Annotated in this window: 20 protein-coding genes; 5 read left to right on the forward strand and 15 right to left on the reverse strand. The window is 71.1% G+C overall.

What is annotated here, in order from left to right:
* From AB0B76_RS38060 to AB0B76_RS38080, 5 genes are all read right to left on the reverse strand, one after another.
* Window positions 1–791 (reverse strand): carboxypeptidase regulatory-like domain-containing protein (locus AB0B76_RS38060; RefSeq protein WP_360384784.1); only part of this gene is annotated, 791 nt, incomplete at its 3' end.
* A gap of 139 nt (window positions 792–930) precedes the next feature.
* Window positions 931–1500 (reverse strand): hypothetical protein, encoded by a 570-nt coding sequence (locus AB0B76_RS38065; protein ID WP_360384786.1) that lies wholly within the window; start codon window positions 1498–1500, stop codon window positions 931–933.
* A gap of 395 nt (window positions 1501–1895) precedes the next feature.
* Entirely contained in the window at window positions 1896–3254 is a 1359-nt protein-coding gene (locus tag AB0B76_RS38070; protein ID WP_360384788.1) for an AAA family ATPase, read from the reverse strand.
* 45 nt (window positions 3255–3299) lie between these two features.
* Window positions 3300–6863, reverse strand: a complete 3564-nt coding sequence (locus AB0B76_RS38075; protein ID WP_360384790.1) for an NB-ARC domain-containing protein — start codon at window positions 6861–6863, stop codon at window positions 3300–3302.
* A gap of 688 nt (window positions 6864–7551) precedes the next feature.
* Window positions 7552–8460: an alpha/beta fold hydrolase gene (locus tag AB0B76_RS38080; protein ID WP_360384792.1), complete on the reverse strand. Its 909-nt coding sequence runs from the start codon at window positions 8458–8460 to the stop codon at window positions 7552–7554.
* Window positions 8461–8574: 114 nt separating this feature from the next.
* Between AB0B76_RS38080 and AB0B76_RS38085 the strand changes: the two genes are divergently transcribed.
* Entirely contained in the window at window positions 8575–8841 is a 267-nt protein-coding gene (locus tag AB0B76_RS38085) for a hypothetical protein (RefSeq protein ID WP_360384794.1), read from the forward strand.
* Window positions 8842–8994: 153 nt separating this feature from the next.
* Here the strand turns inward: AB0B76_RS38085 and AB0B76_RS38090 are convergent, their stop codons facing one another.
* From AB0B76_RS38090 to AB0B76_RS38105, 4 genes are read right to left on the reverse strand one after another with little or no spacing between them, the layout of a single operon-like run.
* The gene (locus tag AB0B76_RS38090) at window positions 8995–11169 is read right to left on the reverse strand and encodes an FtsX-like permease family protein (protein WP_360384796.1); all 2175 of its coding nucleotides are present in this window, start codon (window positions 11167–11169) and stop codon (window positions 8995–8997) included.
* Complete coding sequence (locus tag AB0B76_RS38095) at window positions 11127–11573, reverse strand: ATP-binding cassette domain-containing protein (RefSeq protein WP_360384798.1); 447 nt, start codon at window positions 11571–11573, stop codon at window positions 11127–11129. The genes AB0B76_RS38090 and AB0B76_RS38095 overlap by 43 nt, the downstream gene beginning before the upstream one ends.
* Window positions 11570–12238, reverse strand: a complete 669-nt coding sequence (locus AB0B76_RS38100; protein ID WP_360384800.1) for an ATP-binding cassette domain-containing protein — start codon at window positions 12236–12238, stop codon at window positions 11570–11572. The genes AB0B76_RS38095 and AB0B76_RS38100 overlap by 4 nt, the downstream gene beginning before the upstream one ends.
* Window positions 12235–12792, reverse strand: coding sequence for a hypothetical protein (locus tag AB0B76_RS38105; RefSeq protein ID WP_360384802.1), 558 nt, complete (start codon window positions 12790–12792; stop codon window positions 12235–12237). The genes AB0B76_RS38100 and AB0B76_RS38105 overlap by 4 nt, the downstream gene beginning before the upstream one ends.
* A gap of 465 nt (window positions 12793–13257) precedes the next feature.
* Between AB0B76_RS38105 and AB0B76_RS38110 the strand changes: the two genes are divergently transcribed.
* A complete protein-coding gene (locus AB0B76_RS38110) occupies window positions 13258–14643 on the forward strand; it encodes a HAMP domain-containing sensor histidine kinase (protein WP_360384804.1) in 1386 nt (461 codons plus the stop codon).
* A 115-nt stretch (window positions 14644–14758) separates the two neighbouring features.
* Here AB0B76_RS38110 and AB0B76_RS38115 read toward each other — a convergent pair whose 3' ends face one another.
* The 5 genes from AB0B76_RS38115 to AB0B76_RS38135 all read right to left on the reverse strand — a co-directional run bounded on the left by AB0B76_RS38115 (window position 14759) and on the right by AB0B76_RS38135 (window position 19857).
* A complete protein-coding gene (locus AB0B76_RS38115; RefSeq protein ID WP_360384806.1) occupies window positions 14759–15949 on the reverse strand; it encodes a hypothetical protein in 1191 nt (396 codons plus the stop codon).
* Window positions 15950–16057: 108 nt separating this feature from the next.
* Entirely contained in the window at window positions 16058–16729 is a 672-nt protein-coding gene (locus AB0B76_RS38120) for a response regulator transcription factor (RefSeq protein WP_360384808.1), read from the reverse strand.
* A complete protein-coding gene (locus AB0B76_RS38125) occupies window positions 16726–18006 on the reverse strand; it encodes a histidine kinase (RefSeq protein WP_360384810.1) in 1281 nt (426 codons plus the stop codon). The genes AB0B76_RS38120 and AB0B76_RS38125 overlap by 4 nt, the downstream gene beginning before the upstream one ends.
* A 79-nt stretch (window positions 18007–18085) precedes the next feature.
* Entirely contained in the window at window positions 18086–18934 is an 849-nt protein-coding gene (locus AB0B76_RS38130; RefSeq protein ID WP_360384812.1) for an ABC transporter permease subunit, read from the reverse strand.
* On the reverse strand, window positions 18931–19857 hold the full coding sequence (locus tag AB0B76_RS38135; RefSeq protein WP_360384814.1) for an ATP-binding cassette domain-containing protein: 927 nt from the start codon (window positions 19855–19857) through the stop codon (window positions 18931–18933). Before AB0B76_RS38135 ends, AB0B76_RS38130 begins: the two co-directional genes overlap by 4 nt.
* 270 nt (window positions 19858–20127) lie before the next feature.
* Here AB0B76_RS38135 and AB0B76_RS38140 point away from each other — a divergent pair, with 270 nt between their 5' ends.
* The 3 genes from AB0B76_RS38140 to AB0B76_RS38150 all read left to right on the forward strand — a co-directional run bounded on the left by AB0B76_RS38140 (window position 20128) and on the right by AB0B76_RS38150 (window position 23355).
* A complete protein-coding gene (locus tag AB0B76_RS38140) occupies window positions 20128–20928 on the forward strand; it encodes a hypothetical protein (RefSeq protein WP_360384816.1) in 801 nt (266 codons plus the stop codon).
* Window positions 20929–21056: 128 nt separating this feature from the next.
* The gene (locus AB0B76_RS38145) at window positions 21057–21914 is read left to right on the forward strand and encodes a ZIP family metal transporter (protein WP_360384818.1); all 858 of its coding nucleotides are present in this window, start codon (window positions 21057–21059) and stop codon (window positions 21912–21914) included.
* Window positions 21915–22110: 196 nt separating this feature from the next.
* On the forward strand, window positions 22111–23355 hold the full coding sequence (locus tag AB0B76_RS38150; protein WP_360384820.1) for a hypothetical protein: 1245 nt from the start codon (window positions 22111–22113) through the stop codon (window positions 23353–23355).
* A gap of 712 nt (window positions 23356–24067) precedes the next feature.
* On the opposite strand, the gene AB0B76_RS38155 is transcribed toward AB0B76_RS38150, so the two are convergent.
* Entirely contained in the window at window positions 24068–24508 is a 441-nt protein-coding gene (locus tag AB0B76_RS38155) for a hypothetical protein (RefSeq protein ID WP_360384822.1), read from the reverse strand.
* Window positions 24509–24797 lie beyond the last annotated feature (289 nt).

The following is a 24797-nucleotide window of genomic DNA, read 5'->3' on the forward strand; positions in this document are numbered from 1 at the left end:
GCAAACGTGGCACACACCTGACCGGCGGTGAGATTGAACCCGGAGAAGACGCTGAAGGCGGCCTGCCCGTTGCCGTCCGTCTGCTTGCTCGGCCCCGCCGCGGCCAGGAACGTGAGACCCGGCGCCACCGTGAACCCGGGCTGCTGCCCAGACCTGATGCTCGCCGCGGCACCCGATATCGGACCACCACCGGCATCCTTGACCGTCACCGTCAGCGTCACGAACGGCGGCAGCTGGAAGTCCTGCACGACATCGGCCGCCGTCAGATCAAACGTCCGCGGCTCGGAATACAACGCCCACGAATCGTCAGCCGCACGGATCTGCACGCCATACACCAACGGCGGCACACTCACCGAGAAACGCCCCGCCGCGTCCGTCCTCGCGGCACCACCCCGACCACTCTGATCCACCGCATGCACATCCACGGTCAGGCCCGCGACCGGAGCGCCGGCCGCATCGCGCACCACCCCGGACATCGCATGCGCGCTGGACTGCGTGAGCACGACGTTCAGGGTCGTGTTCGCGGTGACGGCCACGTTCGTGTACACGATCGGGTTGAGGCCGCCGGCCGGTGTGAAGTGGATGTCGTAGGCGCCGGTCACCACGCCGAGCTCGAAGGAGCCGTCCGCAGCGGTATCCACCGGACCGAACTGCACCGCCGTCTGCCCGGCCGCGGTCGCCGTGACCGCGACCCCGGAGACCCCGCCCCCGCCCTGCGCCGTCACGGTTCCCGTGATGGTGGCCGAGGTCGACGCGTGGGCCGGTGCCGCGCCGAGGAGGGAGAGCAGCACCGCGACCGCCGCCGCGCCTACACGCAAGGACATCCACGGAGCGTAACCGGGTTGCTGCGGCGGGTCCCTCCGTTGGCGGGACGGCCCGGGCTGGCCGTCCGGCGCCCGCGGACGCCGATCAAAGGACGTCGTTCCAGCATCAGCCGGTGTAGGCGGTGGCCTGGATGGCGTACAGCACCGCGTAGCGACCCCCAGCGGCGAGGAGTTCCTCGTGGGCGCCCTGCTCGACCAGCCGCCCCCGGTCCAGCACCAGGATCAGGTCGGCCCCGGCGACGGTGGAGAAGCGGTGCGACACGATCACCGTGACGGCGCCGGTGCGGGCGGCCAGTGCGCGGGCCCGGGCCATGTACCGCTCGAAGATGGCGTGCTCGCTCGGCACGTCCAGCGAGGCGGTCGGCTCGTCCAGGACGAACAGCAGCGGGTCGCGGCGCATCGAGGCGCGCGCCAGCGCGACCTTCTGCCACTGGCCCTCCGACTGCTCGACGCCGTCGAACCCGTGGCCCAGCCACAGCAGCGGCTCGGCGCCGAGGCGCCCGTCCATCGCCACGCGCACGCCGGCCAGCGTGTCCTGCAGCGCGTCGCGCAGCGTGATGGCCACGGTGACGGCGAGCACCAGATCGCCGAGGCGGCCGGGCGCGACCGGCGCACCCGCGAGATCGTGGCCCCGCCGTGGACGACGAGCCCCAGCCCGGCCACGCGGGCTTCGCATCACCGCGGCGTTCACCGAACTCGCCACCGCCATCTGAAACCGGAAACACCGGCTGAACCGCGTCCCCTGATCGCCAAATGCAACGGCGCCTCTCTCACCGCTGACCTGGCGCGAACGCTAGCAGCCGTGCGACCGGCCCCCGACCGGCGCGCCACTCGATCGTCCGGAAGGCCGCGACAGCAGGGTACCTGTTCGGTGCCGAGTAGCGGACGCCGCGGCAACGTCGCCGGGCCCAGGACCAGGCCTGGGTCGAGCAGCGGCGGTGGGCGTCGCCGAGGACGGCTGGTTCCTCGATGTGGATCTCGGCGTGTGATCGGCGACTGCCGATCTCGTAGCCCAGCTTTGTGGGCCAGAACCGTGTGACGTCTGCGGGCGACGTATCGCAATCGGGTGTGTTAATGCCGGATTGCCTCAATCTCGGCTGCGGCCGCCGCGAGGAGATCGTCCGCAGTGAGCCGAAGCAGCTCGCAGGTCTTTGCGGCTCGGAACGCGGCGCGGCGAGCGGCGACGCGGGTGACACGAGACAGCGCGGCCGCCGACGCGGCCTGCCGGAACTCCCCGCTTGCGTAGAGCCGTTCGACCGCGGCATCGACCGCGGCCCCGGCCTCGTCGAGGGACCAGGGTGCCTTCGCCAAACGGCGGTGGAGGATCTCGCGGGCGGCGACCGCATCCGGCCGGTCGACGAGCATGGTGATATCAACTCGGCTCGGCGATGTCAGCTCGGCCGGGACCAGGTCCAGCCGGTTGGTGGTAAAGACAACGAGCAGCGTGTTGCCCGCCGGCAGGTCATCGATCTCGGCGGCAAGCTGCTTCGCCAGCGGACTGCCCTTGCCGGTCGCGACCATGTCGACGTCCTCGATGATCAGGGCGTGCCGCCCGTGTCGGAGCGCTAATTCGCGCGCACGCTTGAAAATCAGCTGAAGGCCGCCTTCGGACTCGCCCACGTATTTTGAGAGCAGGGCGGTCATCCGCACCCGTACAGCGGTCGCCCCCGAGGCCCGCTCGACGAACGCGTTCACCGTCGCCTCGGCGAGTAAAGATTTGCCGCATCCGGACGGACCATGCAGCAGGATCGTTGCCATACGGCGTGCGAGGCCAACGCCGTCCGAGGCGAGGTGAGTGCCGACGTCCAATGCCGTCCGGATCCGGTTGATATGCGCGCTTAGGCCGGCAACGTCAGCGAAGGACCGGGCGCCCACAGGCGCTATGGAGTCGGTCAGTGTGCCGAAGTTGAGGCGTGCAAGCACCAGTCGTGCGTCTGGGCGAACCAGTAATCCGTCGCCGGGCAACAGCCCCGCCGCATCGACTGATCCGGCGATGGCCATGACTTCGTCTCGAAGACCCAATCGAACAACGGCGTACTCGTTATCGATCAGATGAGCGAATATTGCCACCTCCCCCACCTGTGGCCGGGATGCTCGCCCGACGACACGGAACTCATTGTCGATCAGCACCTCGTCGCCGACCTTGAAATCGACGTCCAGGGCCTGGCCGGACAGCTTTACCCGTTTGGGCTGCCCCCCGGCGAAGACATCGACCGTTCCGTCCGCGTGCACTGCGAGCAGTAGCGTGTACGTCGGGGGTTGCTCGTCGCGGCTTGCACGCAAGGTGTCCAATTCCGTGCGGAGCCGGGCAATCTCGGCGTATGCCTGAATAAGTTCAGCGGACGATGGAGCCTCGTTGCGCGGTGCCTGAGGAGGTACAGCGCCGCCCGGCAGCTGACCCGTGATGCGCCAGCGATCATTCGCTTCCACGAGTTCCCTTCCTCGGTCCGCGTACCGTCTCGCGGTAGGATTCGACTACTCGACGAAATTGAAGACGTACACGCCGCCCGTGCCTGTGGCGCAAAGCTTTGATCCGTCAGGCAGCCAGTCGACGGAGGTAACTGCCCCATCGACGCGCATTGCCGCGATCGGCTGGCCGTCTCGGCCGTCCCAGACCCGTACGCTGCCGTCCTGGCCCCCAGTGACAATTCGTGCACCGTCGAACGCCACCGCAACGGCGGTCACCCGGCCGGAGTGACCGACAAGGCTTCGAATGGACGCTCCTGTTGACGCGTCCCACAGTCTCACAACCCCATCACCGCCCGCGGTGGCCAACCATGCACTATTGGGGGCGATGGCGATGTCCCGGACCGCCAGTCCATGTCCGGTCAAGACATGTCGGACGGATCGAGTGGCGGCGTCCCACAGGGTAACGGTCCGCTGCTCGTAATCGGCGGTCGCGATCCACGTGCCGTCGGGCGACACGGTCACGTCCAACGCTCCTGCGTTGCTCAAGTGCTCAGCCGGAGCGCCGTCCAGTTTCCAGATACATGGCCGACCATAGACGCCCCCCGTCACCAACCACGTGCCATCGGGCGCCATCGCCGCCCGATTTGGGCTGATCGAGGAACCTACGGTCGTGACGGCGGCCGAGGTAGCGGACCCGATGCGCCAAAAGTACATTGCGGACCATGTGAAGAGCACGAGTGCACTGCCGTCGGGCATGACGGCCAGTGCTTGCACCGAACCCTCATTCGGTCGGTGAGTTGCGACGATCTCGGCGGAGCCGACGTCCCATACCTGGACGGCGCCGTCGGCGCGAAGCGCAGCGATCCACTTGCCGTCCGGCGCGACGCCCATGTCGGTAAACCGACCTCGGCGGGCCAACGTAGCTTCCGGACGGTCGGCGGTTCGCAGATCCCAGACACGTGTCCAACCGTCTGCGCTCGCCGTAACCAGGAGCCCGGTCCGGGACGCCGCCGCAACACCGGTCACCGAGTCGCGGTGGCTCCCTAAGACGCCAGTGCTGCTGAGCGTCGCCGGATCCCACAACCGAGCCGTGTCGTCCCAGCTGCCAGTCACTAGTCGGTGCCCATCGGGCAGCACCGCCAGCCGCGCGATCGCATTGGCGTGACCTCGCAACACGCCGCGAGTGGCGCCGGTGACGACGGTCCACAGCCGGACTGTGCCGTCCTCTCCGGCGGTAGCGAGCCAGCCGTCCGCTTCCGACCGTCTGTCGCCGACCCGCGCCGGATCTGCGACCGAAACCGCCAGATCCAGCACCGCACCGTAATGCCCCTTGAGCAGGAGCGGTTTCGTTGGCTCATCCGTGCGCCACACGCGTACCAGCCCATCGCGGCTCGCGGTCGCGAGCCTGTGCGCGTCAAGTACGGCCACGGCGGTGACAGGACCCTCGTGACCGGTCAGCACGGCGGACTGCTTGCCGTTCGTGGCGCTCCAGATCCGTACGGTTCGGTCTTCACCGGCGGTGACGATCCAGCGGTCGTCTGGTGCAACCGCCACGTCGTGCACCGGACCGGCGTGCCCTTCGCAGCTGACGAGCTGCCGTCCGGAGGCGACTTCCCAGATCCCCACGGCGCCGCTGTCCGAGCCGACTGCCAGCCAATCGCCCGTCGAACTTACCGCCAATGCAGAGACCGGACGGTCGCCGATGACCACCTGCAATCTAATCGCACCGGTAGCCATCTCCCAGATCCGCACCACGCCGTCCTCGCCGGCCGTCGCCAACCATTTCTCGTCAGGGGCAACGACTACGTCGGTAAGTCGCGTGCCCGATCCGGTGATGACCCGGATCAATGCGTCGTCCACGGGGGGCAATGGCCAATGGTTGGTCAGGCGGCAACGTTGCGGTAGGGACTTACCATATGCACGTACGTCATCCCTCAGTTCATCAACGGTCTCCAGCCGACTGAGCAGTATATCGGTGAGCGACTCGGGAGGTTCGATCGGAGTCAGAAGATGACTGTCGCGAACGAACGCTCGGAACAAGGCGAAGGCCGTGGCATTCTCCGGGATCTGCACATCCGCCTCCACGGCCGGAGCGCCGAGCACGTGCAGTTTGCGATCGATCCATCGAAGATCGGACACCAGCAGGCCGGCCTCATAACGTCGGTCGGCCTCGACTAGGTGGTACGGCACGAACCGCCACAGATAATGCTCTCCAGCCGGCAGCAACCACCATTGGGTGGGTCCGTCGGCCGTCGAGTCCGAGGCGGACGCGGGTCGTACGGCGTCGAGAAGCACGGCGTTCCATTCGGCGAGTCGTCCAGACTCTGCCTCAGCACGCAGAAACGACCGCAGTACGTCGTGTAGCCGAAGGGAGCCGATGTCCCGCCTGTAAGCCTGCACCAGAGACAATTCGGCGAGGTCGGCACAGAGGCGATCCGCCGCCGCGGGGCTGAGACCGCCCGTTGCCTGCCACAGCGCCCGGCGAGCGACGCGCGGTATGTCCACGTCCTCAGGGAAAATCCCCAGTTCGAAATAGCGCTGCTGGTCGCTGGCTCGCAACCGACCCAGGCTCGCCTCGATCGTGCGGCGTACCGCCCGATCGCGATCCTGCTCGCCGCTGAGATCGAGGGTGGTCGGTCCGCCCTCTGCAAGCTGCGCTGCCAGTTCCCTGGCGACGTCACCGAGTACCTCCCCGTCGCGGACGGCATGGCGCATGGCCCCGTTCAGCAGCGCCAGCAGCAGCGGCCATCTGCCCGTGAGCCGCAACAGCCCCTCCTTGACTTCGGCGGCGATGGGCGCCAGCCCTGCCTCCAGCAGCGCGCCCGCCTCCGGTGGGGCCATCTCGTCGACTCGTACCGACACGGCGTGCTCCGGTAGAACGCCTCGCTTACGCGTGGTTACCAACCGAGTGCACCGGCTACCGCCGGCGAGCAACGGACGCAAACTCGACGCCTCCCAGACGTCATCGATCACCAGCAAGATGGGATCGCGATCCTCTAGGAGTTGTCCCAGGTGGTAGCCAGCCTGCTCTGGATCGGATAGAGACGGCCGTTCGGCGCCCAGATGCATGCTCAGATCATTGATTTTCGAGGCGAGCTGCGGGGCCGAGATCGCCTCACCGAGTGTGACCCACAATAAGCCCCCCGGGAACGTAGCGGCGATTTCCGGCATGCCACACATTCGTACGGCCAACGTGGTCTTGCCGAAGCCACCGGCGCCGAACAGCGCCGTGGTAACGCCAACGGTGCGACCGGGGGCCGACGTCAGCTGCGATAGGAGCTCGCGACGCAGTTCCGGCCGGTCCACCCACCAGTCGTCAAGTTGGGGCAGCATCCACGGCCGTCTCGCACCTGACCGGGCGGCATCCCGGGACGCGGCGGTGCCCGAGTCGACGAGCTGTGGCGCGTCGGCCTGGGTGGATGCCGCGCCCGCCCGTGCTCGGCCCGCCCAGCGGATCTCCAGAAGAATCCACATCAAGTCCAGCAGAACCAAGGCCACGACGAACCACCAACGATAACGAGTCAGGTCGAACCCGCCGGTCGCGATGTTGGTGAGGGCGCCAACCAGCACGTTAATGGCGACACCCAGCCCAGCGCGACCGCGTGTTCCCACGTCCGACTCCTCCTCCAACCAGCATTATGGTGCGCACAGACCCATCGACTCTGACGGACGCGGCGAGACACCAGGAATGCGCCGTTCGGCTATGAGTACAGTCTGTTAGCCGAATCCACGTCCATATTGTGGCGTTTACGCGGAGGAGAGGCAGGCGTCGAAGCGTGGGCGCTGCTGCTGTGGCCCTTCGGGCTGGCCGCTCGCCTCGCCGACAGGCTCGCAGCGTTGACGAGGGCAAGAGAGGGCATGTAGCGCCGCCTGCTGGCCGTCCGAGGGCCGCACCAAGCTACCGGAGCCAATTCAGAGACCGGGCGGTAGCGTGCTGCACCCGCGTTGCTCGACCCAGCTCAGTCTGCAACACCGTCTGGCTCGGTGCCCACTGCTAGTACCAGTCGGATCTGACACGACGAGAGCATCGGGCTCGGCCCAGTTCGACGGTGGACGACGACGGCACGTCGATGACGTTGCAGTTGGTCTTGTTGTCATGCGCGGTGGAGTCCCGGCACAGGACGGCCGTCAGGGCGTTGGTCGAGCTCGGCAGCCCGGTGACCCGCACCGTGGTTCCGCCGCCGCACGACCAGTGCTCGGTTGTCGCTGCCCCGGGTTGAGCCGCGAGACCGCTAGGCCAGGTTCTCCCGCTGGCGCAACCCGAACTGAAGCGGTGCACCGCCACCGCACCGGCCGCGCAGGTACTGCATGCGACCGCTCACCGCGTCTGGGCGAGGAGATTGTCGAGGACCGTCGCCGTAAAGGTGGGAGACAGGGCCGGCACGTGTCCCCCGTTCACGACCGTCCACAGTGTCACCTGCCCGCCCGCCCGGCAGCCGGCCTGGTAGGCGGTCACCGTGGTTTCCGCGCCGGGTAGCGCGGCCTCGAGGTCCAGCGGTGGGCTCGCGGGCGTGACCTGGTCCGAGCAGCCGTTGAGCCGGCGCCACCGTTCGATCCCGACCGCGGCCGACGGGTACGGCCGATCCCCGTTCAGGCCGCCGTCGAAGCGGATGGTGTCGTCTGCGGTGCCGTGGATCTCCAGGATGCCGACCGGACGGACCGGTGCGCACCCGGCAGCGTCCTGCGCTACGGCACCAGCCAACGAGACGATCGCGGTGACGGTGTCCGCGTGCTCGCAGGCCATGCGGTACGCCATGAAGCCGCCATTGGAGTGACCGACGAGGTAGACACGGCTCGCGTCCACGGGATGCGCGGACTTCACCGCGTCGATCAGCCGTTGCAGGTACCCGGAGTCGTCGATACCGCTCCCTCCGAAGTCGCAGCACGCGTCGGTCGCGTTCCAGAACCGTTCGTTCCGGCCGTTCCTGGTCCCGTCGGGCATCGCGTAGAGGAACCCACGGCGATCGGCCTCGGCGGTGAATCTGAAGTAGCTCTCCGCCTCGGCCGCGTCGGAGCTGTAGCCGTGCAGCACCACCACGAGCGGCAGCTTCGTCCCGGCGGCGTACGAGGTGGGCAGGTGCAACTTGAACGGCCGGTCGCCGAGGGAAACGGTCGTCGTCGTCCCCGCGACGTTCGCCGGCGCCGCCTGCTCGGCCTTCGGCGCCGCGTCACAGGCCGACAGGCAGCCGGCCAGCACGACGGCGATCAGGCGGCTTCGTCTCGTCATGCCGCCAATCCTGCCCGCTCACCCACGATCGGCGGAACCCTGGGCCACGCAGCGGGAGCTGGACTTCTCCGGCTACGTGTTCGGCCTGGACCGCCTGGCCGACGGCGAAGCATCATGCCGGAGATCGCCGAACGGTGCGGTCGCGCCGTCGGTCGCCACCGCGACGACCGGCAGATCCAGCGCGGACGTCGGCGTGCGCACCGCGGCGGGGAGGGTCGCCGCGGTGCGCACCGGGAAAGGCCGGCTACTTTGGCGGCGAAGCAGATGACCTTGGAGCCGCTGGCGCACAGCAGCGACGTGTCAATGCCGAAGGCCCGCGCGCAGAACTTCTTGCCGCGCGTGCCGCGCGTGCCGCCCGTGCTGATGGACGCACTCACGTAATGGCAGCTGCCGCCGTTGCAGGTGCTGGTCTTGCGGGCGATCCAGTTGACCGAGTTGGACGCCCGGCTCGGCCTCTCCTCGGCCGCCTAGCAGCCGCCGGCGGTGAGCTGGGCATTACAGATCTTGAAAGGGCGGTCTCGCGCCGGAGTCCTTTCATTCGCCGCGTACGAGTTTCAGGTCCGGACGCCGGGTGACGAGTACCAGCGCGGTCACGGTCGTGGCGGCGGCGGCCAGGATGGCCGCCAGGAGACCGGCAAGGTAGGCCCAGGGCAACGCAAGCCGATCCGGTGGCGGGTCGAACACGCCGCTGAGAATGACGACCAGGATCTGGGCCAGGCCGATGCCGGAGGCCGCGCCGAGGACGAGGGCCGGTCCGGTGACGACACACGCCTCGGCCGCGACGAACCCGGCAAGGTGGCGGGGTCGCGCGCGCAGGATGCCGAGGATGGTGAAGGTGCGGCGGCGTTCGGTCAGATCGACGGCGAGGACGAGCCCGGCGGCGGCCGCAGCGAGGGCGAGGGCGAAGCCGAGTTCGATGCGGGTGAGTCCGGTGAGGTCCACGCCGGTGAGGCTGGACCCGACGACGGCGCGAGCGGTCGTGATGTCGGTGATGGCCGGCCCGGCGCCGAGGCGTCGGCGCAGCGCGGCGGCGACCGTGGCCGGGTCAGCGCCGCCGGTGTCGATGAGGTGGGTGGCCGGTGCGGGGCCGGCATGGGCGGTGACGTAGTCGGTGTTGGCGACGAGGAAGCTGTCGGTCGGGGCGGTCGGGAACTCGTTGACGACGCCGAGGAACCGGAAGTCGACCGGGGACGTGGTGCCGGTGCGGGTGTCGGTGATGCGTAGGGTGAGCCGGTCGCCGGGCTGAAGCTGGAAGTCGGTGACCGTCTCGGCGGAGACGAGGATGCCGTCGGGCCGGCCCTGCAGGCGGCCCATCAGTTCGGCGGCGGTACCGCCGCTGAACCAGGCGTCGGCGAGGTGCGCGCCGGCGGTGACGGTGCCGGGCTGCACCGCGTAGAGGTCCTGCAGGTCGGCGCCGACGTAGGCGAAGCGGTGCTGGATGGTTTCGACGTGCCGGACGCCCGCGGTTGCCCGGATGGGGTCGGTGAGGCTGGTGCCGGCGGCGCCGGGCGGTGCGGCGACGGTGACATCGCCGCCGTTGGTGAGCCGGGCGTCGACCTCGGCCTGCTGGCGGTAGGTCGCGGTGAATCCGGCGGTGGACACGGCGAACGCGACCGCGCACGCGATGAGGGTCGCGGCGGTGGCGATCGGCCGGCGGCGGCGCTGCAGGGTGGCGGCGACGGTGCCGGCGAGCGGCCCGGCCAGGGGCCGCAGCACGGCGGTGAGAAGGCTGCGGCCGTACCGCAGGGTGGTGGCGAGAATTCGCCAGACCAGCAGCGCGCCGCCGAGCCACAGCAGGGCCGGGGCGGCGAACGCCCAGTAGTCCACGGCGATGCGCGGTGCCCCTTCCGGTGCCACGACGAGCTGGTAGCCGTGGGCGGTCGTGACGCGCAGGAGTAGCAGGGCACCGGCGAGCGCGACGACGTCGAGGCCGAGCCGCAGCGCGAGCGGCTTCCGGGTGGCCGGCAGGTCGCCGGTCCGGGCGGCGGTGGCGACGCCGCCGGTGCGCAGTGATCGCCACGCCGGCAGCAGGACCGCGGTGGCCGCGACGGCCAGGCCGGCTGTTGCGGCGGCGGCGTACCAGGCCGGGTCGCCGGCGTTGCCGAACATGGCGATGCCGAGCAGTGCGGCCGCGCCGGCTCCGGCGACGGCGCCGGCGAGGCCGGTGACCGTGGCCTCCAGTGCCGCGATCGTCAGGACGTGGCGGGCGGTGGCGCCACGGGTACGCAGCAGCGCCTGTTCGCGGCGGCGGCGCGGGCCGGCGACCGACACGATGGTGGTGGTCAGCAGGCCGGCAAGGACAGCGCCGGGCGTGGCCAGGAAGAGGAACAGGGCGGTGGCGTAGGCGGCGTCGGAGCGGGCGGCGTCCAGGGCGGCGCCGAGGTTGTCGGTGGTCCGGCCGGCCCCGGCGAGGGCGGCGTCGAGGTGGTGGGCGGCGCCCGTGCTGGCGGTGTACGCCGCGTCGGGTGCCATGGGCAGCAGCCGGCTGGTCCGGACGTGCAGCTGAGTGGTGAGCAGGTCGGGCCGGGTGGCCTGCAGCGGGTCGAGGAGGTCGGTGAAGACGGAGTCGGGCAGCAGCAGGACGTTGTCGGGCGGTGCAGTGGTGCCGGTCCGGCCGGTGGCGAACATCGTGTCGGCGTGTGGCAGGTCGACGATGCCGGCCACGGTCACCTGTGCGGCGGGCAGTCCCGGGCGTTGGATGGACAGCACGGTGCCCGGGACGGCGCGCAGGTTGGCGGCGGTCTGCTGAGCCAGCAGGACGCCCTCGGCGGCGCCCCCGAGGGTGCGGACTCGGCCCGGCGACCGGCCAGGAGCAGGGGCAGGGCCACGTTCTCGCCGACGTCGAGGGTGGGCAGCAGCGCCGGCCGTTGCAGCACGATCCCGACCCGGCCCGGATGGTGCCGGGGGTGGCCGCTGAGGCGGGGCCAGCCGACAGTACCGCTGCTCGGTTCGTCGATGCCGGCGATGAGATGCAACAGGGTCGATTTGCCGGAGCCCGACGGCCCGGTCACCGCGATCCGCGCGTTCGAGGGAACCGTGCACGTCACGTCCCGCACCGCGCTGGTGCGACCGAACGTGCGGGTCAGGTGCTCGCCGACGAAGTGGGCCGTCATGCGGCGAAGTGCCCGTCGTGCAGGCGCAGCACCCGGTGCGCGACGCGGGCGACGGCCCGGCTGTGGCTGGCCACGATGACCGCGGTACCGGTCTCGGCGTGGGCGGCGAGCAGGCTGAGGATGGCCCGCTCGGTGAGCTCGTCCAGTTCGCCGGTCGGCTCGTCGGCGATGAGTACCGGCGGGTCGTTGGCGAGGGCGACGGCGAGCGCGGCCCGGGCGGCCTGCCCGCCGGACAGTTCACCGGGCACGGCGTCGGCGTGTCCGTCGACGCCGACGGCGGCGAGGCGGTCGATCACGTCATCGCCGGAGCGGGGCCGGCGGGCCAGGCGGCGGGCGAAGCGGATGTTCTGCGCAACCGTGAGGTGCTCCAACAGGTTCCCGGACTGGTACAGCACGCCGATGTGGCGGGCCCGCAGCAGGGCCCGGGCGGCCTCCGGGCGGCGGGTGATCCGCCGGCCGGCGATCCAGACGTTGCCGCCGTCGGGCTCGTCGAGGCCCGCGAGGCAGGCCAGCAGCGTCGACTTGCCGGACCCGGACGGGCCGGTCAGGGCCAGCCACTCGCCGGCGGCCACCTCGAGTGACACCCCGCGGAGGGCGAGGACCTCCTCGTCGCCGCTGTGGAAGAACCGGAACAGCCGTTCGGCCCGGATCGGCGGGGCGGTCACGGCAGCCACCGCACCGAGTCGGTCACGGTCCGCCACGGGTCGACGTTGTCGGCGCCATGCGGGCCCGCGAGCGTCACCGTGAGCAGCCCGGACGGGGCGTGCCAGTACTCGTAGCGTTCGACGTCGTCGTTGACAACCTTGCCGGTGACGGGGTCCGGTGGCGCGTCGGCGCGATACGTGACGAGCAGCACCGGCCCCGCCGGACGCTCGACCATCGCGGCGGTACCAGCCGTGAACCCGCTGGTCGTGCCAGCCAGCGCCGTCAGTTCCGCCTGCCCGGTGGGCACGTCGGGGGCGGCGGCGGCAGCGCCGAGGGTGACGGTGATGGTGTTGAGCTTGTCGGTGAAGGTGACGGTGCCGCCGGACTCGGCGCGGGCCCAGCCCTCCGGCACCTTCAGCGCGTACTGGTTGCCGGCCGGGCGGTACTCGACGAACGCCTGGTTGTCCGGGATGTCGCCGGCGCCGCCGGCGTCCGGTGCACCGGTGCCGCCGCACCCGGCCAGCACCAGCACGGCGGCCGCGGTGAGGGCCGCGAGCACGCTGATGGTTCGCATGGCCCGGACCGTAGGCCCGTTCGGCTGAAATCCCGCTGAATGACGGCGGTTTCAGCGTCCCTTCAGGTCACCGCGCTCAACATCGCTGCATCCTGGTAACCGCAGGCGCCCACCGGGAGGTCCGCATGCAGCGACGAACGCCGGTGAACGCTGTCTCCGGCAGTTTCGGCGCCGGCCACGACGACGCGGCCGCGGAGCTGACCCGGCGGCCACGGTCCCAGGACCACATGGTCCGGCGGCACGACTTCGTCGACCTGCTCCCCCGCCTGTCCACCGGCGACCCGGCCCCGTCTCGCCCCGAAGGTGCCGCTCGTCATCGGGGACGCCGCCGACACCGCACTCGTCCGCCACACTCTGCTCGACCATCACGTCACCGGCGTCATGCACCCGGCCGGCAGCAAGTCGGCGCCGGCGGGAACAGCCCGAACCGGTCCGGCCGCCCACCGATCGCGTTAGGTTCAGCATATGGGCAGCTCACGCCGGCGATTCGCCGCCCGGCTGCGGGAGCGGCTCGGGGTACGGATGCGCTCCGCGCTCGCCGCCGCGGCCATCGTCGCAATCGCCGCTGTGCTCAGCGGCGTCGCGCTCGTCATCGCCGCCCGCATCATCCTCACCCAGAACATCGACCAGTCCGCCACCCAGCGCGCCACGCAAGTCACCGCCGCCGTCACCGACGGAGGAGCCGGACTCACCGCCGCGCTGCGCCCATCGCCGCGCGACCGGACCATCGTCCAGGTCCTCGACGCCGACGGCCGCATCGTCGCAGCGTCGGCCTCCGTCGGCGGCGCCGGGCCGATCTCACCGCTGCGCCCCACAGCCGGCCAGACCGAGCGGGAACAGCGGCGGCTGGCCGTCGACCATGACGAGATGTTCCAGATCGTCGCCACCGGCGCCGACACCACCGACGGGCGACGTACCGTCCTCGTCGCCCAGTCCCTCGACGAGGTCAACGACGGCACCGAGGCCACCATCGGCGCCCTCGCCGTCGGCCTGCCCCTGCTCACGACCGTGGTCGGCATCGCCACGTTCCTGTTCGTCGGGCGCAGCCTGCGCCCGGTGGAGGCGATGCGCCGCCAGGCTGACACCATCACCGCCCAGAACCTGCACACCCGCCTGCCCGTGCCCGCCGTCATCGACGAGGTCGCCGCCCTGGCCACCACCATGAACACCATGCTCGACCGGATCGAGGACGCCACCTCCGCCCAGCGCCGCTTCGTCGCCGACGCCAGCCACGAACTGCGCAGCCCCCTCGCCACCATCCACGCCGGCCTGGACATCCTCGAACGCATCGACCTGCCCCCGCACGCCGCCACCCACGTCCAGCGCATGCACCGCGAGAGCACCCGCATGGCCACCCTCATCGCCGACCTGCTGCTGCTGGCCCGCGCCGACGAGTCCGGGCTGCGGCTCCGCCGCAACGATGTCGACCTCGACGACCTCGTCTACACCGAACGCGACCGCATCGCCGCCCAGCACCCGCACGTGCGCGTCGAACTGCACGTCGCACCGACCCGGGTGCAAGGCGACCCGCAGCAGCTGCAACGCGTCCTGCGCAACCTGCTCGACAACGCCGCCCGTCACGCCAGCACCCAGGTCCGCATCGACCTGTCCGACGGCGACGGCCATGCCGACGTCACCATCACCGACGACGGCCCGGGTATCCCGCACGCCGACCGCGAACGCGTCTTCGACCGCTTCGTCCGCCTCGACGACGCCCGCTCCCGCAGCGGCGGCGGCACCGGCCTCGGCCTGGCCATCGCCCGCGAGATCGTCGCTACGCACGGTGGGACGCTCACCATCGACGACGCGCCATCCGGCGGCGCGGCACTGCATGTCCGCCTCCCGCGCTGACGGGGCCCCGCCGAACGCGGGTGGCCTACGGCGGCCGGACGCTGACCTGCTTCGCGCAACGCGACCTGCACGTAAGCCACCTATCAGCCGGCCGGCCGGTTCTGGCCGTTCCAGCTCATCGAGTCGGCCTTGTACCTGGCGCGGGCCGCACTGCTGACGGTCGCGTCCTTCCGGCGGATGCTGCGTTCGGCCGGGTAAGGGACCACGGCGGTCGGGGCGCGCCGAGCAGGATGGTGCTGGCGGCGACGAACAGGGTGACGAGCAGCCAGCCGTGCACAGCGTCCGGCATCGGGATCCAGCGGGCGGTGAACAGGCTCAGGCACGCCGCGAAGGTCCACCAGGGCATGGCGTGGCGGGAGCCGGCGAAGTCCCAGACAACGGTGCCGACGACGACGCCGGCGATGTAGTACTTGTTGCCGCCCGGCTCCAGCACCAGCCGCGACGCCACGGCCAGCAGCGGGATCGCCGCCCAGCGGCCGCGCCACACGGCCATGGCGCCCAGGGTCAGGGCGAGCGCCAGCTGCGCGGGGCGGTCCCACGACGGGGTCCGCGGGTCGTGGATGCCGAGGGCGTGCAGGGCGGACACGGGATTGTTCTGGATGGTGTACTGCAACGCGTTGCTGGTGCCCGGGTCCGCGACGAAGAACGGCAGCCACGCCACGGCCAGGGCGGCGGCCAGCGCCACCGCAGCGGCCGTCCGGCGCCGCCATCCGGGCAGCAGGAGCAGCAGGGCCGCGAACCCGACGGCCCACGGCTTGGCGTCGGAGGCCAGCCCGAGCAGCAGCCCGGTGAGCCCGGACCGGCCGGCCCGGGCGGCGCGCAGCGCGGCGACCGACAGCAACAGCGCGAGGACGTCGTCGAGATGTGCGACGCCGACGGCGAGGAACATCCACACCGGCAGGAAGTACGCCGCGCCGAGGGCGAGCCAGCCGGCGTCACGCTGCCATCGCGGCACCAGGCCGCGCACCAGCCACAGCAGCAGCAGCCCGGCGGCGGCGCCGAGCACCTGCCAGCCGATCAGCGCCACCAGCGGGCCGGCGGGCAGCAGGAGCAGGACGGCCAAGAACGTGAGGGGGCCGATCTGCAGCACCGGCGCGGCGGCGTACACGTGCAGCCCGCCCGCCGCCGCGTCATCGGCATCGGCGAGCGCGGCCGCGCCCTGCGCGAAAAAGTGCCACGACGAGCCGCCGCCCAGGGTCATCAGTACGAACCAGGCGATCGCCCACCCGAGCACGAGTCCGGCGAGGATGCGCGGCGGCGGAGCCGCCAGTACCGGTGGGCGAAGCCCACGCAGCCGATCCAGCATCGGCCGACTGTAGGCGGGCGGCGCTGAAGTGCTGCTGAAATGATCGACGTTGCCACCGGCCCGAAATGCGTCAAGAGATGTCGCGGCGGCGCAGGAGTGATGCGCCGGTCAGCCGCCGGTGCTCGGCCGGGTCAGGCGCCGGTCGTAGGCGAAGATGACGGCCTGTACCCGGTCCCGGGCGCCGATCTTGGCCAGGACCTTGCCGACATGGGTCTTCACGGTGGACTCGGACAGCACCAGCCGCTCCGCGATCTCGCGGTTCGTCCAACCGGTGCCGATCGCCACCAGGATCTCGCGCTCGCGCTCGGTGAGGCTGGCCAATCGCGGGTCATCGCCGCCCGGCTCGGCGGCGGGCCCCAGCTGTCCCGCAAACTGATCCAGCAGGCGCCGGGTCAGGGCCGGGGCGATCACCGCGTCCCCGTCGGCGACGGCGCGGATGCCGGCCAGCAGCTCCTCGGGGCGGGCGTCCTTGAGCAGGAAGCCGCTGGCCCCGGCGCGCAGCGCCGCGTGGGCGTATTCGTCCAGATCGAACGTGGTCAGCACCAGTACCCGGGACCGGTCGCCGGCGGCGACGATGCGCCGGGTGGCCTCGATCCCGTCCAGGCCCGGCATGCGCACATCCATCAGGATCACGTCGGGATGCAGCTGCGCCGCCCGGCGCACGGCCTCGGCACCGTTGGCGGCCTCGCCGAGCACGTCGGTGTCCTCGTTGCTCTCCAGGAGCATGCGGAAGCCGAGCCGCTGCAGGGGCTGGTCGTCGACGATGAGCACAGTGATCATGGCATGCCTTCGGTGGTCGGGAAGACGCTCGGGAACAAGGCGGCCCGTACGGTCCATCCTCCGCCGGGGCGGGGGCCGGCCTCGACGGTTCCGCCATAAAGGGCCGCGCGTTCGCGCATGCCCGCGATACCGTGCCCGTCTGTGCCCGTCGGCGACGCCGGCGTCGCGGGCGGCCGCGGGCCTGTGTCGTGGACGGTGATGTCCAGCCGCGGGCCGTCCCGGGCGACGGCGACGTCGAGGCGCGTGCCCACTCCGGCGTAGCGCAGGGCGTTGGTCAGCGCCTCCTGCACGATGCGGTACGCCGCGAGCTGCACCCCACGGTCCAGGGCGTCCACGTCGCCGGCGGTGCGGTAGACGACGTGCGGCCCGGCGGCCCGGACGCGGTCGCACAGCGCACCGATCTCGGCGACGCCGGGCTGCGGGTGCAGCTCGGCCGGGTCGCTCTCCTCGCGCAGCACGCCGAGGACCCGCCGGAGCTCGGCGAGAGCCAGCCGGCCGGTGTCGCCGATGCGCTCGAGGGCCTCGCGGCCGCGCGGCGGGTTGCCCTCGACGGCGTACGCGCCGCCGTCGGCCAGGGAAATGATCACCGACAGGCTGTGGCCGACGATGTCGTGCATCTCGCGGGCGACGCGGGTCCGCTCGGTGGCCACGGCCAGGCGGCCGCGCTGGTCGCGCTCGATCTCCAGGCGCAGCGCCCGGTCACGCAGCGCGGCGAGTTGGGCCCGCCGGATGCGGATGGCGACGCCCAGCGCCGCGGCGGCGGTTGCGGCGGCGTACAGGAAGAACATCGCATCCCACGGCGACACCACACCGGAGACGCGCCAGGCGACCAGGCCCAGCGCCGCGGCGACGGTCAGTCCGGCCCACGGCAGCCGGACCGGGTGGACGCGCAGCACGATGCTGTAAACGGCGATGAGCAGCGCGACGTCGGCGCGCAGCAGGACGCCGACGGACCACTGCACGACGAACACGGCGGCGACCGCGTAGAACGTGGCGGTCGGGGCGCGGCGCCGCCAGAACAGCGGCAGGACGAGGCCGAGCTGCAGGGCGATCGTGGCCGCCAGCGGCGGATGGGCCAGCAGCAGCTCGGCCCGCTCGGCGTCCCGGTCGTGGTGCGCGACGTCGGGGACACAGAAGATGAGCAGTACCGCCGCCACCACCGCCGCATCGAAACGCCACGGCCGGTGGGCGTCCAGCCGCCGCATCCGCTGGCCGAGACCGGCGAGCCGGTCGACCAGCGGATGGGCGGCGAGATGATCGGTGCTGTCGGTGCCCATGCAGCGCCAACCCCCAGTCTGGATCGACAAGGCGGCGCGCCGGTCGAGCCGGACCGGGCGCCGCTGCGCACCGTATCGCTCACGCGTCCTTGCGCAGCAGCCGGTAGGCGGCGCCGGCCAGCGCGAGGACCGTCCATCCGATCAGGACGAGCGCACCGGCGCCCGCTGACAGCATGCCGGTCGCCGGGTGCAGCGAGTACAGCGACTCGCCGGCGTTGCTCGGCAGGTACTGCGCCACGTCGGCCCGCCACGAGCTCGGCAGCAGTGACACCAGGCCGGGTACGAGCAGCAGCGTGGCAACGAGGACGGAGATGCCACCGGCCACCGACCGCAGCAGCACGCCGAGCGCAACCCCGATCACGCCGACCAGGGCGAGGTAGAGGCCGGCGCCGAACAGGGACCGCAGGACCTCGCCGCCGGACAGGCCCAGGTGGGCCGGGGTCCCGGACACGACCGCGTCGGCGATCAGAAACCCGCCGAATGCGCCGGCGAGGCCGACGACGACCGCGACCAGGCCGTACACGGCAGCCTTCGACCACAGCACCGGCAGCCGCCGCGGCACCGCGGCGAGGGTCGAGCGGATCATGCCGGTGGAGTACTCCCCGGCCGCGAACAGCACGCCGAGCACCCCGAGCGCCAGCTGCCCGAACCGGACCCCGAACAGCGTCAGGCTCACCGAGGTCGCGTCGGCGAAGTCCGGGTCCATCCGCCCGCCCGCACTCGTCAGCGACTTGTAGCGCAGCGCCGCGATGGTGCCGAACGCCAGCAGCGCGAGCAGCCCGAGGCCCAGCGTTATCCACGACGAGCGCAGTGTCCACAGCTTCGACCACTCCGAGCGCAGCACCCGCCGCCCGGTGACCCGGTACTGCGGCCGCGGCGCCGATCCCGCCGCGATGCCCGGGCTCCGCTCCTGCGTGACGGTGCTCATGCGGCCACCCCGCTCGTGACGCCGCCGTGGTACTCCACGGCATCCTTGGTCAGGTCCATGAACGCCTCCTCCAGCGAAACCTGCTTCGGGGTCAGCTCGAACAGGGCGATGCCGTGTTCGGCGGCCGTCAGCCCGATCTGGCGCGCGGTCAGGCCGGTGACCTGCAGCTCCTCCGTGCCGGGGCGCCCGGTGATCCCGACGCCCGGCCCCGCCAGCACGCTGCGCAGGCGTGCCGGGTCGGCGGTGGCCACCTCGACCGCGTCGCCGCCGGCCTGGCGGACCAGCTCCTGCACGGTGGTGTCGGCGAGCAGCCGGCCCCGGCCGACCACGATGAGATGGTCGGCGACGAGCGCGACCTCGCTCATCAGGTGCGACGACACGAACACCGTCCGGCCCTCCGCCGCCAGACCCGACAGCAGATTGCGGATCCACAGCACGCCCTCGGGATCGAGGCCGTTGACCGGCTCGTCGAGCATGATGGTGGCGGGGTCGCCGAGCAGCGCCGCGGCGATGCCGAGCCGCTGCCCCATGCCCAGCGAGAACGACCCGGCGCGCTTGCGGGCCACCGACGTCAGCCCGGTCAGCTCGATGAGCTCGTCGACCCGCCGCCGCGGAATCCCGTGCGTGTACGCGAGGGCCATCAGGTGGTCCGACGCGGTCCGCCCGGGATGGATCGACCGCGCCTCCAGCAACGCCCCGACCTCCTGCAGCGGCGCCGCATGCCGCGCGTACCGCTTGCCGTTGACGCTCACGTCCCCGCTCGTCGGCGCGTCGAGCCCGATGATCAGCCGCATCGTGGTCGACTTGCCCGCCCCGTTCGGCCCCAGGAATCCCGTCACCGCCCCGGGTTTGACGAGAAAATCGAGGCGGTCGACCGCGGTCTTCTCCCCGTAGCGCTTCGTCAGCTGCCGTGCCTCGATCATCGAGCACTCCTCGCGTCCGTCGCCGCGTCCCGGCGCCCTGACAGCAACGCTAAAGAGCGACGAAGCCCCGGCAGCGGTACCGCAGGACGATCCGACGACCGGCGTGTAGTACCGCGGTACCACCCCGTCAACCGGACGTCCTGGCCGACGTGACCGGCGCCGGGCACACCGGCACGTCATCCGATGGGCGACGCCGGCGGCGCGGCACGCATCGGCGAGCCCCTCGCGAGTTCAGCGATCTCTCAGCGTTGTGTCGCCAGTCTGGCGCGCATGACTTTCGCGCGGCAGCCAGGCGCCGTCCTCACCGATGCATCCGCCGCCCCCGCCGCCCGGCTGGCCAAGGTACCGCAGGTCACCGCCCTCTTCTGGATCATCAAGGTGCTGACCACCGGCATGGGCGAGACCGCCTCGGACTTCCTCGCGCACACGCTCGCGCCGCCGGTCGCCGTCGGCCTCGGCGCCCTGGGCCTCGCCGCGGCGCTGACCCTGCAGTTCCGTGTACGCCGCTATCTGGCCGGCGTCTACTGGTTCGCCGTGATCATGGTGAGCGTCTTCGGCACCATGGCGGCCGACGTCCTGCACGTCGGCCTGGGCGTGCCGTACGTGGTCTCCACCATCGGTTTCGCGCTCGCGCTCGCCGCGATCCTCGGCGTCTGGTACGCCACCGAGCGCACCCTGTCGATCCACAGCATCACCACGCCGCGCCGGGAGCTGTTCTACTGGGCCACCGTCCTGGCCACGTTCGCGCTCGGCACGGCGGCCGGCGATCTGACCGCCATGACGTTCGGCTGGGGCTACCTGCTGTCCGGCGTCATCTTCGCCGCCGCGATCGCGATCCCGGCGCTCGCCTTCCGCGCCGGCCTGCTGGGCGCCGTGGCCGCGTTCTGGGCCGCGTACGTGATCACCCGGCCGCTCGGCGCCTCCTTCGCGGACTGGATGGGCGTCTCACACGAACGCGGCGGCCTCGGACTCGGCACCGGCCCGGTGACCGCCGCCTGGACGGTGCTCATCGTCGTTCTCGTCGGCTACCTGGCCATCACGCGCGCCGACAGTGAGCCCGCCGGCCGCTGAACCACGGATCCACCGAGGGCGCCGGCGCGGCCAGCGTGGCGACGCACCGTCACCTACATCTTGTAGGTGACAGCAGCTTAGGTTAGCCTCGCTTTCCTGATCCTCGATCTCTTGCGCCGGGAGCACCCATGTCCGCCACCAACATCGCCCTGCTCGGCGCCATTGCCGGGTTCACTATTTTCCTCGGCCTACCCGTTGGGCGGCTGCGAAATCCGGCACCCCGGCTGCGGGCGCTGCTCAACGCCGGGGCGGTCGGGATTCTGCTGTTCCTGCTCTGGGACGTCCTCGCCCACGCCTGGGAGCCGGTCGACGCCGCGCTGAGCCAACAGGACTACGCACCCGCGGCCGGCAATGGGCTCGTCCTGGCGACCGGGATCGGATTCGGGCTGCTCGGTCTGGTCTATTTCGACCGATGGGTGGCCCGGCGAGGTGCTGGGCGCCAGGCGCCGCCGACCGCGACACCGGGCAGCGACACCGCCGATGTCGGCGTCCCGGCGGGCGAGGTCGCCGACGTGACCGGGTTGCGCAGCTCGGCCGGTCAGCTGGCGCTGCTCATTGCGGTCGGCATCGGTCTGCACAACTTCGCCGAGGGTCTGGCCATCGGCAACTCCGCCGCGTCGGGTGAGATCGCCCTGGCCGTCCTGCTCATCATCGGGTTCGGGCTGCACAACGCCACCGAGGGCTTCGGGATCGTCGCCCCGCTGGCGGCGGCCGGCGCCCGCCCTTCCTGGGGCCGCCTTGCGGTACTGGGGCTCATCGGCGGCGGCCCGACGTTGCTGGGAACCCTCGTCGGGCAACGCTTCACCAACGACACGGTCTCGATCGCCTTCCTCGCGCTGGCCGCCGGTTCGATCCTGTACGTGGTGATCGAACTCCTTGCCGTCGGCCGGCGCATGGCCGCCAAAGACATCACCACCTGGGGTCTGCTCATCGGCCTGCTCGCCGGCTTTCTCACCGACGCATTCGTCACCGCCGCCGGGGCGTGAGCCGGCGCAGCGGATGTCTCCGATCGGCCGCGCGAACGCAACAGCGCCGTGGGTGAGGCGCGCGACGCGCATTGCGTGGTCCAGTTCTTCAGCGAACTTTCAGGACAGTTGGCGTACGTTTCCGCCGAATTATGGGGATTCTCAATCTGTAGCGCTGTCGTGAGGGAGAGCTGTGTCCGTTACCGCCGACAGGCCGGTGAGCACGCACAGGTGGCAGACCAAGGTGCCCGCGATCACCGCTACGTTCTGGGTCATCAAGGTGCTGTCCACGACGATCGGGGAGACGTTCGCGGACTACCTGGCCGTGAACGCCGGCCTCGGCCCCGCGCTGACCGACGCGATCATGCTGGTCCTGCTCGTGACCGCGCTCGTCGTACAGTTCCGCACCCGGGCCTACACGCCGTGGATCTATTGGCTGTGCGTGGTGCTGGTGAGCATCTTCGGCACCCAGCTCACCGACTTCTTCACCGACACCCTCGGCGTACCGCTCGCCGCCAGCACCGCCGTGTTCTCCGTCCTCCTCGCGGTCGTGTTCGCGATCTGGTACCGCCAGGAGGGCACCCTTGCCATCGCGTCCATCAACACGCCCCGCCGCGAGGGCTTCTACTGGGCGGCGATCCTGACCACGTTCGCGCTCGGCACCGCCGCCGGCGACTTCGCCACCGAGGCGCTCAACCTCGGCTTCCGCAACGGCGCGCTCATCTTCGGCGGCCTGATCCTGGCGACCTGGATCGCGTTGCGCCTCGGCGCCGGCCAGGTCCTCACGTTCTGGATCGCCTACGTGCTCACCCGGCCGCTCGGCGCCTCGCTCGGCGACCTGCTCACCCAGGACAAGGACCTCGGCGGCCTGGCCCTCGGCGCCAGCGTCACCAGCCTGTTGTTCCTGGCGGCCATCGTCGCGCTCGTCGTCCGCGAACAACTGCTGGTCAACCGCCACGGCGTCGCCGGCAAGGGGACCGGCCCGCTCGGTGGCCACCGCCAGGATTTCGCGTGGGCCGGCACTGCCGCCATGGTCGTCGCCGTCATCGGCTTCGGGCTCAGCATGGCCCAGGGATCGCAACCGGCCACCGACCCGCAGGCCGACGTCGCGCAGGACACCGTCACGACGGGCAGGTCCGGCGCCTCCACCGCGGCCGGGCAGGCGCACCCGACGACCAAGCTGGGCAATCTCACCAAGTTCGCGGTGATCGTCACCGACGTCCAGACCAAGGTCACCGGGAACGACCTCGCGGGCGCGAAAACCCGCGTCAAGGACCTCGAGGTCGCCTGGGACGACGCCGAAGCCGGCCTCAAACCGCGCGACGGCGCCAAATGGCACAAACTCGACGACCAGATCGACGCCGTACTCACCGCGCTCCGCGCGTCGAACCCCACCCAGGCGGACTGCGCATCCGCCGTTACCAGCCTGATGAGCACGCTGAATACATTCGACGGCGTCTGACGCAGGAACAGGCCAGGCGTGGCTGAGGGACCGGATGCCCGTCCGACGTGATGGTCATTCGTGTATGGCGGTGAGCGGCACCGCGAGTTCGACGAGCGTGCCGCGGCCAGGCCCGCTGTCCAGGCGGACTCCGCCACCGGCGTCGTGGATGGGCCGCTCGATCGACTCCGCGAGCCCCGACGCCGCGTGGGCTGCCGCGCGGCGTCGAAGCCACGGCCACCGTCCATGATAGACAGACACAGCTCGGCATCGGAGCTGGTCGCCCGCACCGTGGCCCGGTCGACGTCGGCGTGCTTGAGCACGTTGTTCAACGCGTCGTAGGCGGCGTCCAGCAGCGCGCGGGTCGCCTCACGGCGGCAGTCGTCGCGCCAGCCACCGTGGCTCAGCGCCTCCAGCGCCCGGTCGTGCAGCGTCCGCACGTCGCGCAGCCGCTCCCGCTCCCGTGCCAGGTCCTCCGCACGGGTGAGCGCTTCCGCACGGCTCGCGTCGCGCTGCCGGGCCAGCCGGCGCAGCGTGCGGGCGCACAGGTACGCGATGGCGGTGTTGCTGAAGTAGGCGAGGGTGTTGGGAAAGAAGGCAATCGCGGGCTCGGGGTGCTTCGTGACGACGGATGTGATCGAGCAGTCCACCGCGTAGTTCGACCATGGCGCCGATGGGAGGCGCCATGGCATGTGGTTGACGCGCAGGAACCCCGGGTCGCCCGGCTACTGCCTCAACAGAGTCTGCCCCCACTCCAAACGGGCCGGCCGCGCTTGAATCCGCCGGCGCGCACGGACCGGATCGGTGGGGCGGTCGGGCCGAAGCAGCGCTCGGCGATCAGCCGCAGCAGTCCGCATCGGGTGGGGTCGAGCGGTCGTGTGGATGGGAAGCCGTCAGGAAACGCCTTCGTGCGCAGCCTTGCGCCCCAGTCGCCGGCGTAGGTGCCGTCCGGCGCGTCGGCCAGCAGCGTCGTTAGCGCCGCGACGAGGTCGTCGAGCGACGCACGGTCGATGGCGGCAGGCAACCGCCGGAACGGGAAGAGCCGCCCGAAGTGCGGAAACACCTGCTGGCACCAGGCGGCGTCGCTCGGGTTCGACAGTACCTGGAGGATCGCCTCGGTGCCGGTCGGCGTCTGGGCGTGTGCGGGAGACAGCGCGGCGGTTGCCCGCACCACCGGGTCCGGATCCCGCTGCAGGCGTTCGCGTTGCCCACCACGCTGCGGGTGTTCCTGGCCCCCGACAGCAACCTGCTGGTGCTCGGCGTCCCGATGCCGAACGGTGAGCCGAACGCGTTCCTCAATCTGCTCATCGTGGTCTGTCTGCTGTGGGGCATTGTGAAAATCCCCGGGCTGATGCGGCGCTACGTGACGCAGAGCCGCCCGAACCCGGTGGGGACGGTGCTGCGGGTCGTGCTCGTGCAGCAGCTGACCCGCGGCATCTCCCGGGTGTTGCGCCGCGCCCGCC

Source organism: Dactylosporangium sp. NPDC049140, assembly GCF_040648435.1.

Excerpts from the sequence above, each read along its gene's own strand:
- AB0B76_RS38065 (WP_360384786.1), bottom strand. The coding sequence starts at position 1,500 with ATGCGAAGCCCGCGTGGCCGGGCTGGGGCTCGTCGTCCACGGCGGGGC.
- AB0B76_RS38080 (WP_360384792.1), bottom strand. The coding sequence starts at position 8,460 with ATGACGAGACGAAGCCGCCTGATCGCCGTCGTGCTGGCCGGCTGCCTG.
- AB0B76_RS38085 (WP_360384794.1), top strand. The coding sequence starts at position 8,575 with ATGCCGGAGATCGCCGAACGGTGCGGTCGCGCCGTCGGTCGCCACCGC.
- AB0B76_RS38095 (WP_360384798.1), bottom strand. The coding sequence starts at position 11,573 with ATGACGGCCCACTTCGTCGGCGAGCACCTGACCCGCACGTTCGGTCGC.
- AB0B76_RS38105 (WP_360384802.1), bottom strand. The coding sequence starts at position 12,792 with ATGCGAACCATCAGCGTGCTCGCGGCCCTCACCGCGGCCGCCGTGCTG.
- AB0B76_RS38110 (WP_360384804.1), top strand. The coding sequence starts at position 13,258 with ATGGGCAGCTCACGCCGGCGATTCGCCGCCCGGCTGCGGGAGCGGCTC.
- AB0B76_RS38115 (WP_360384806.1), bottom strand. The coding sequence starts at position 15,949 with ATGCTGGATCGGCTGCGTGGGCTTCGCCCACCGGTACTGGCGGCTCCG.
- AB0B76_RS38120 (WP_360384808.1), bottom strand. The coding sequence starts at position 16,729 with ATGATCACTGTGCTCATCGTCGACGACCAGCCCCTGCAGCGGCTCGGC.
- AB0B76_RS38125 (WP_360384810.1), bottom strand. The coding sequence starts at position 18,006 with ATGGGCACCGACAGCACCGATCATCTCGCCGCCCATCCGCTGGTCGAC.
- AB0B76_RS38130 (WP_360384812.1), bottom strand. The coding sequence starts at position 18,934 with ATGAGCACCGTCACGCAGGAGCGGAGCCCGGGCATCGCGGCGGGATCG.
- AB0B76_RS38135 (WP_360384814.1), bottom strand. The coding sequence starts at position 19,857 with ATGATCGAGGCACGGCAGCTGACGAAGCGCTACGGGGAGAAGACCGCG.
- AB0B76_RS38140 (WP_360384816.1), top strand. The coding sequence starts at position 20,128 with ATGACTTTCGCGCGGCAGCCAGGCGCCGTCCTCACCGATGCATCCGCC.
- AB0B76_RS38145 (WP_360384818.1), top strand. The coding sequence starts at position 21,057 with ATGTCCGCCACCAACATCGCCCTGCTCGGCGCCATTGCCGGGTTCACT.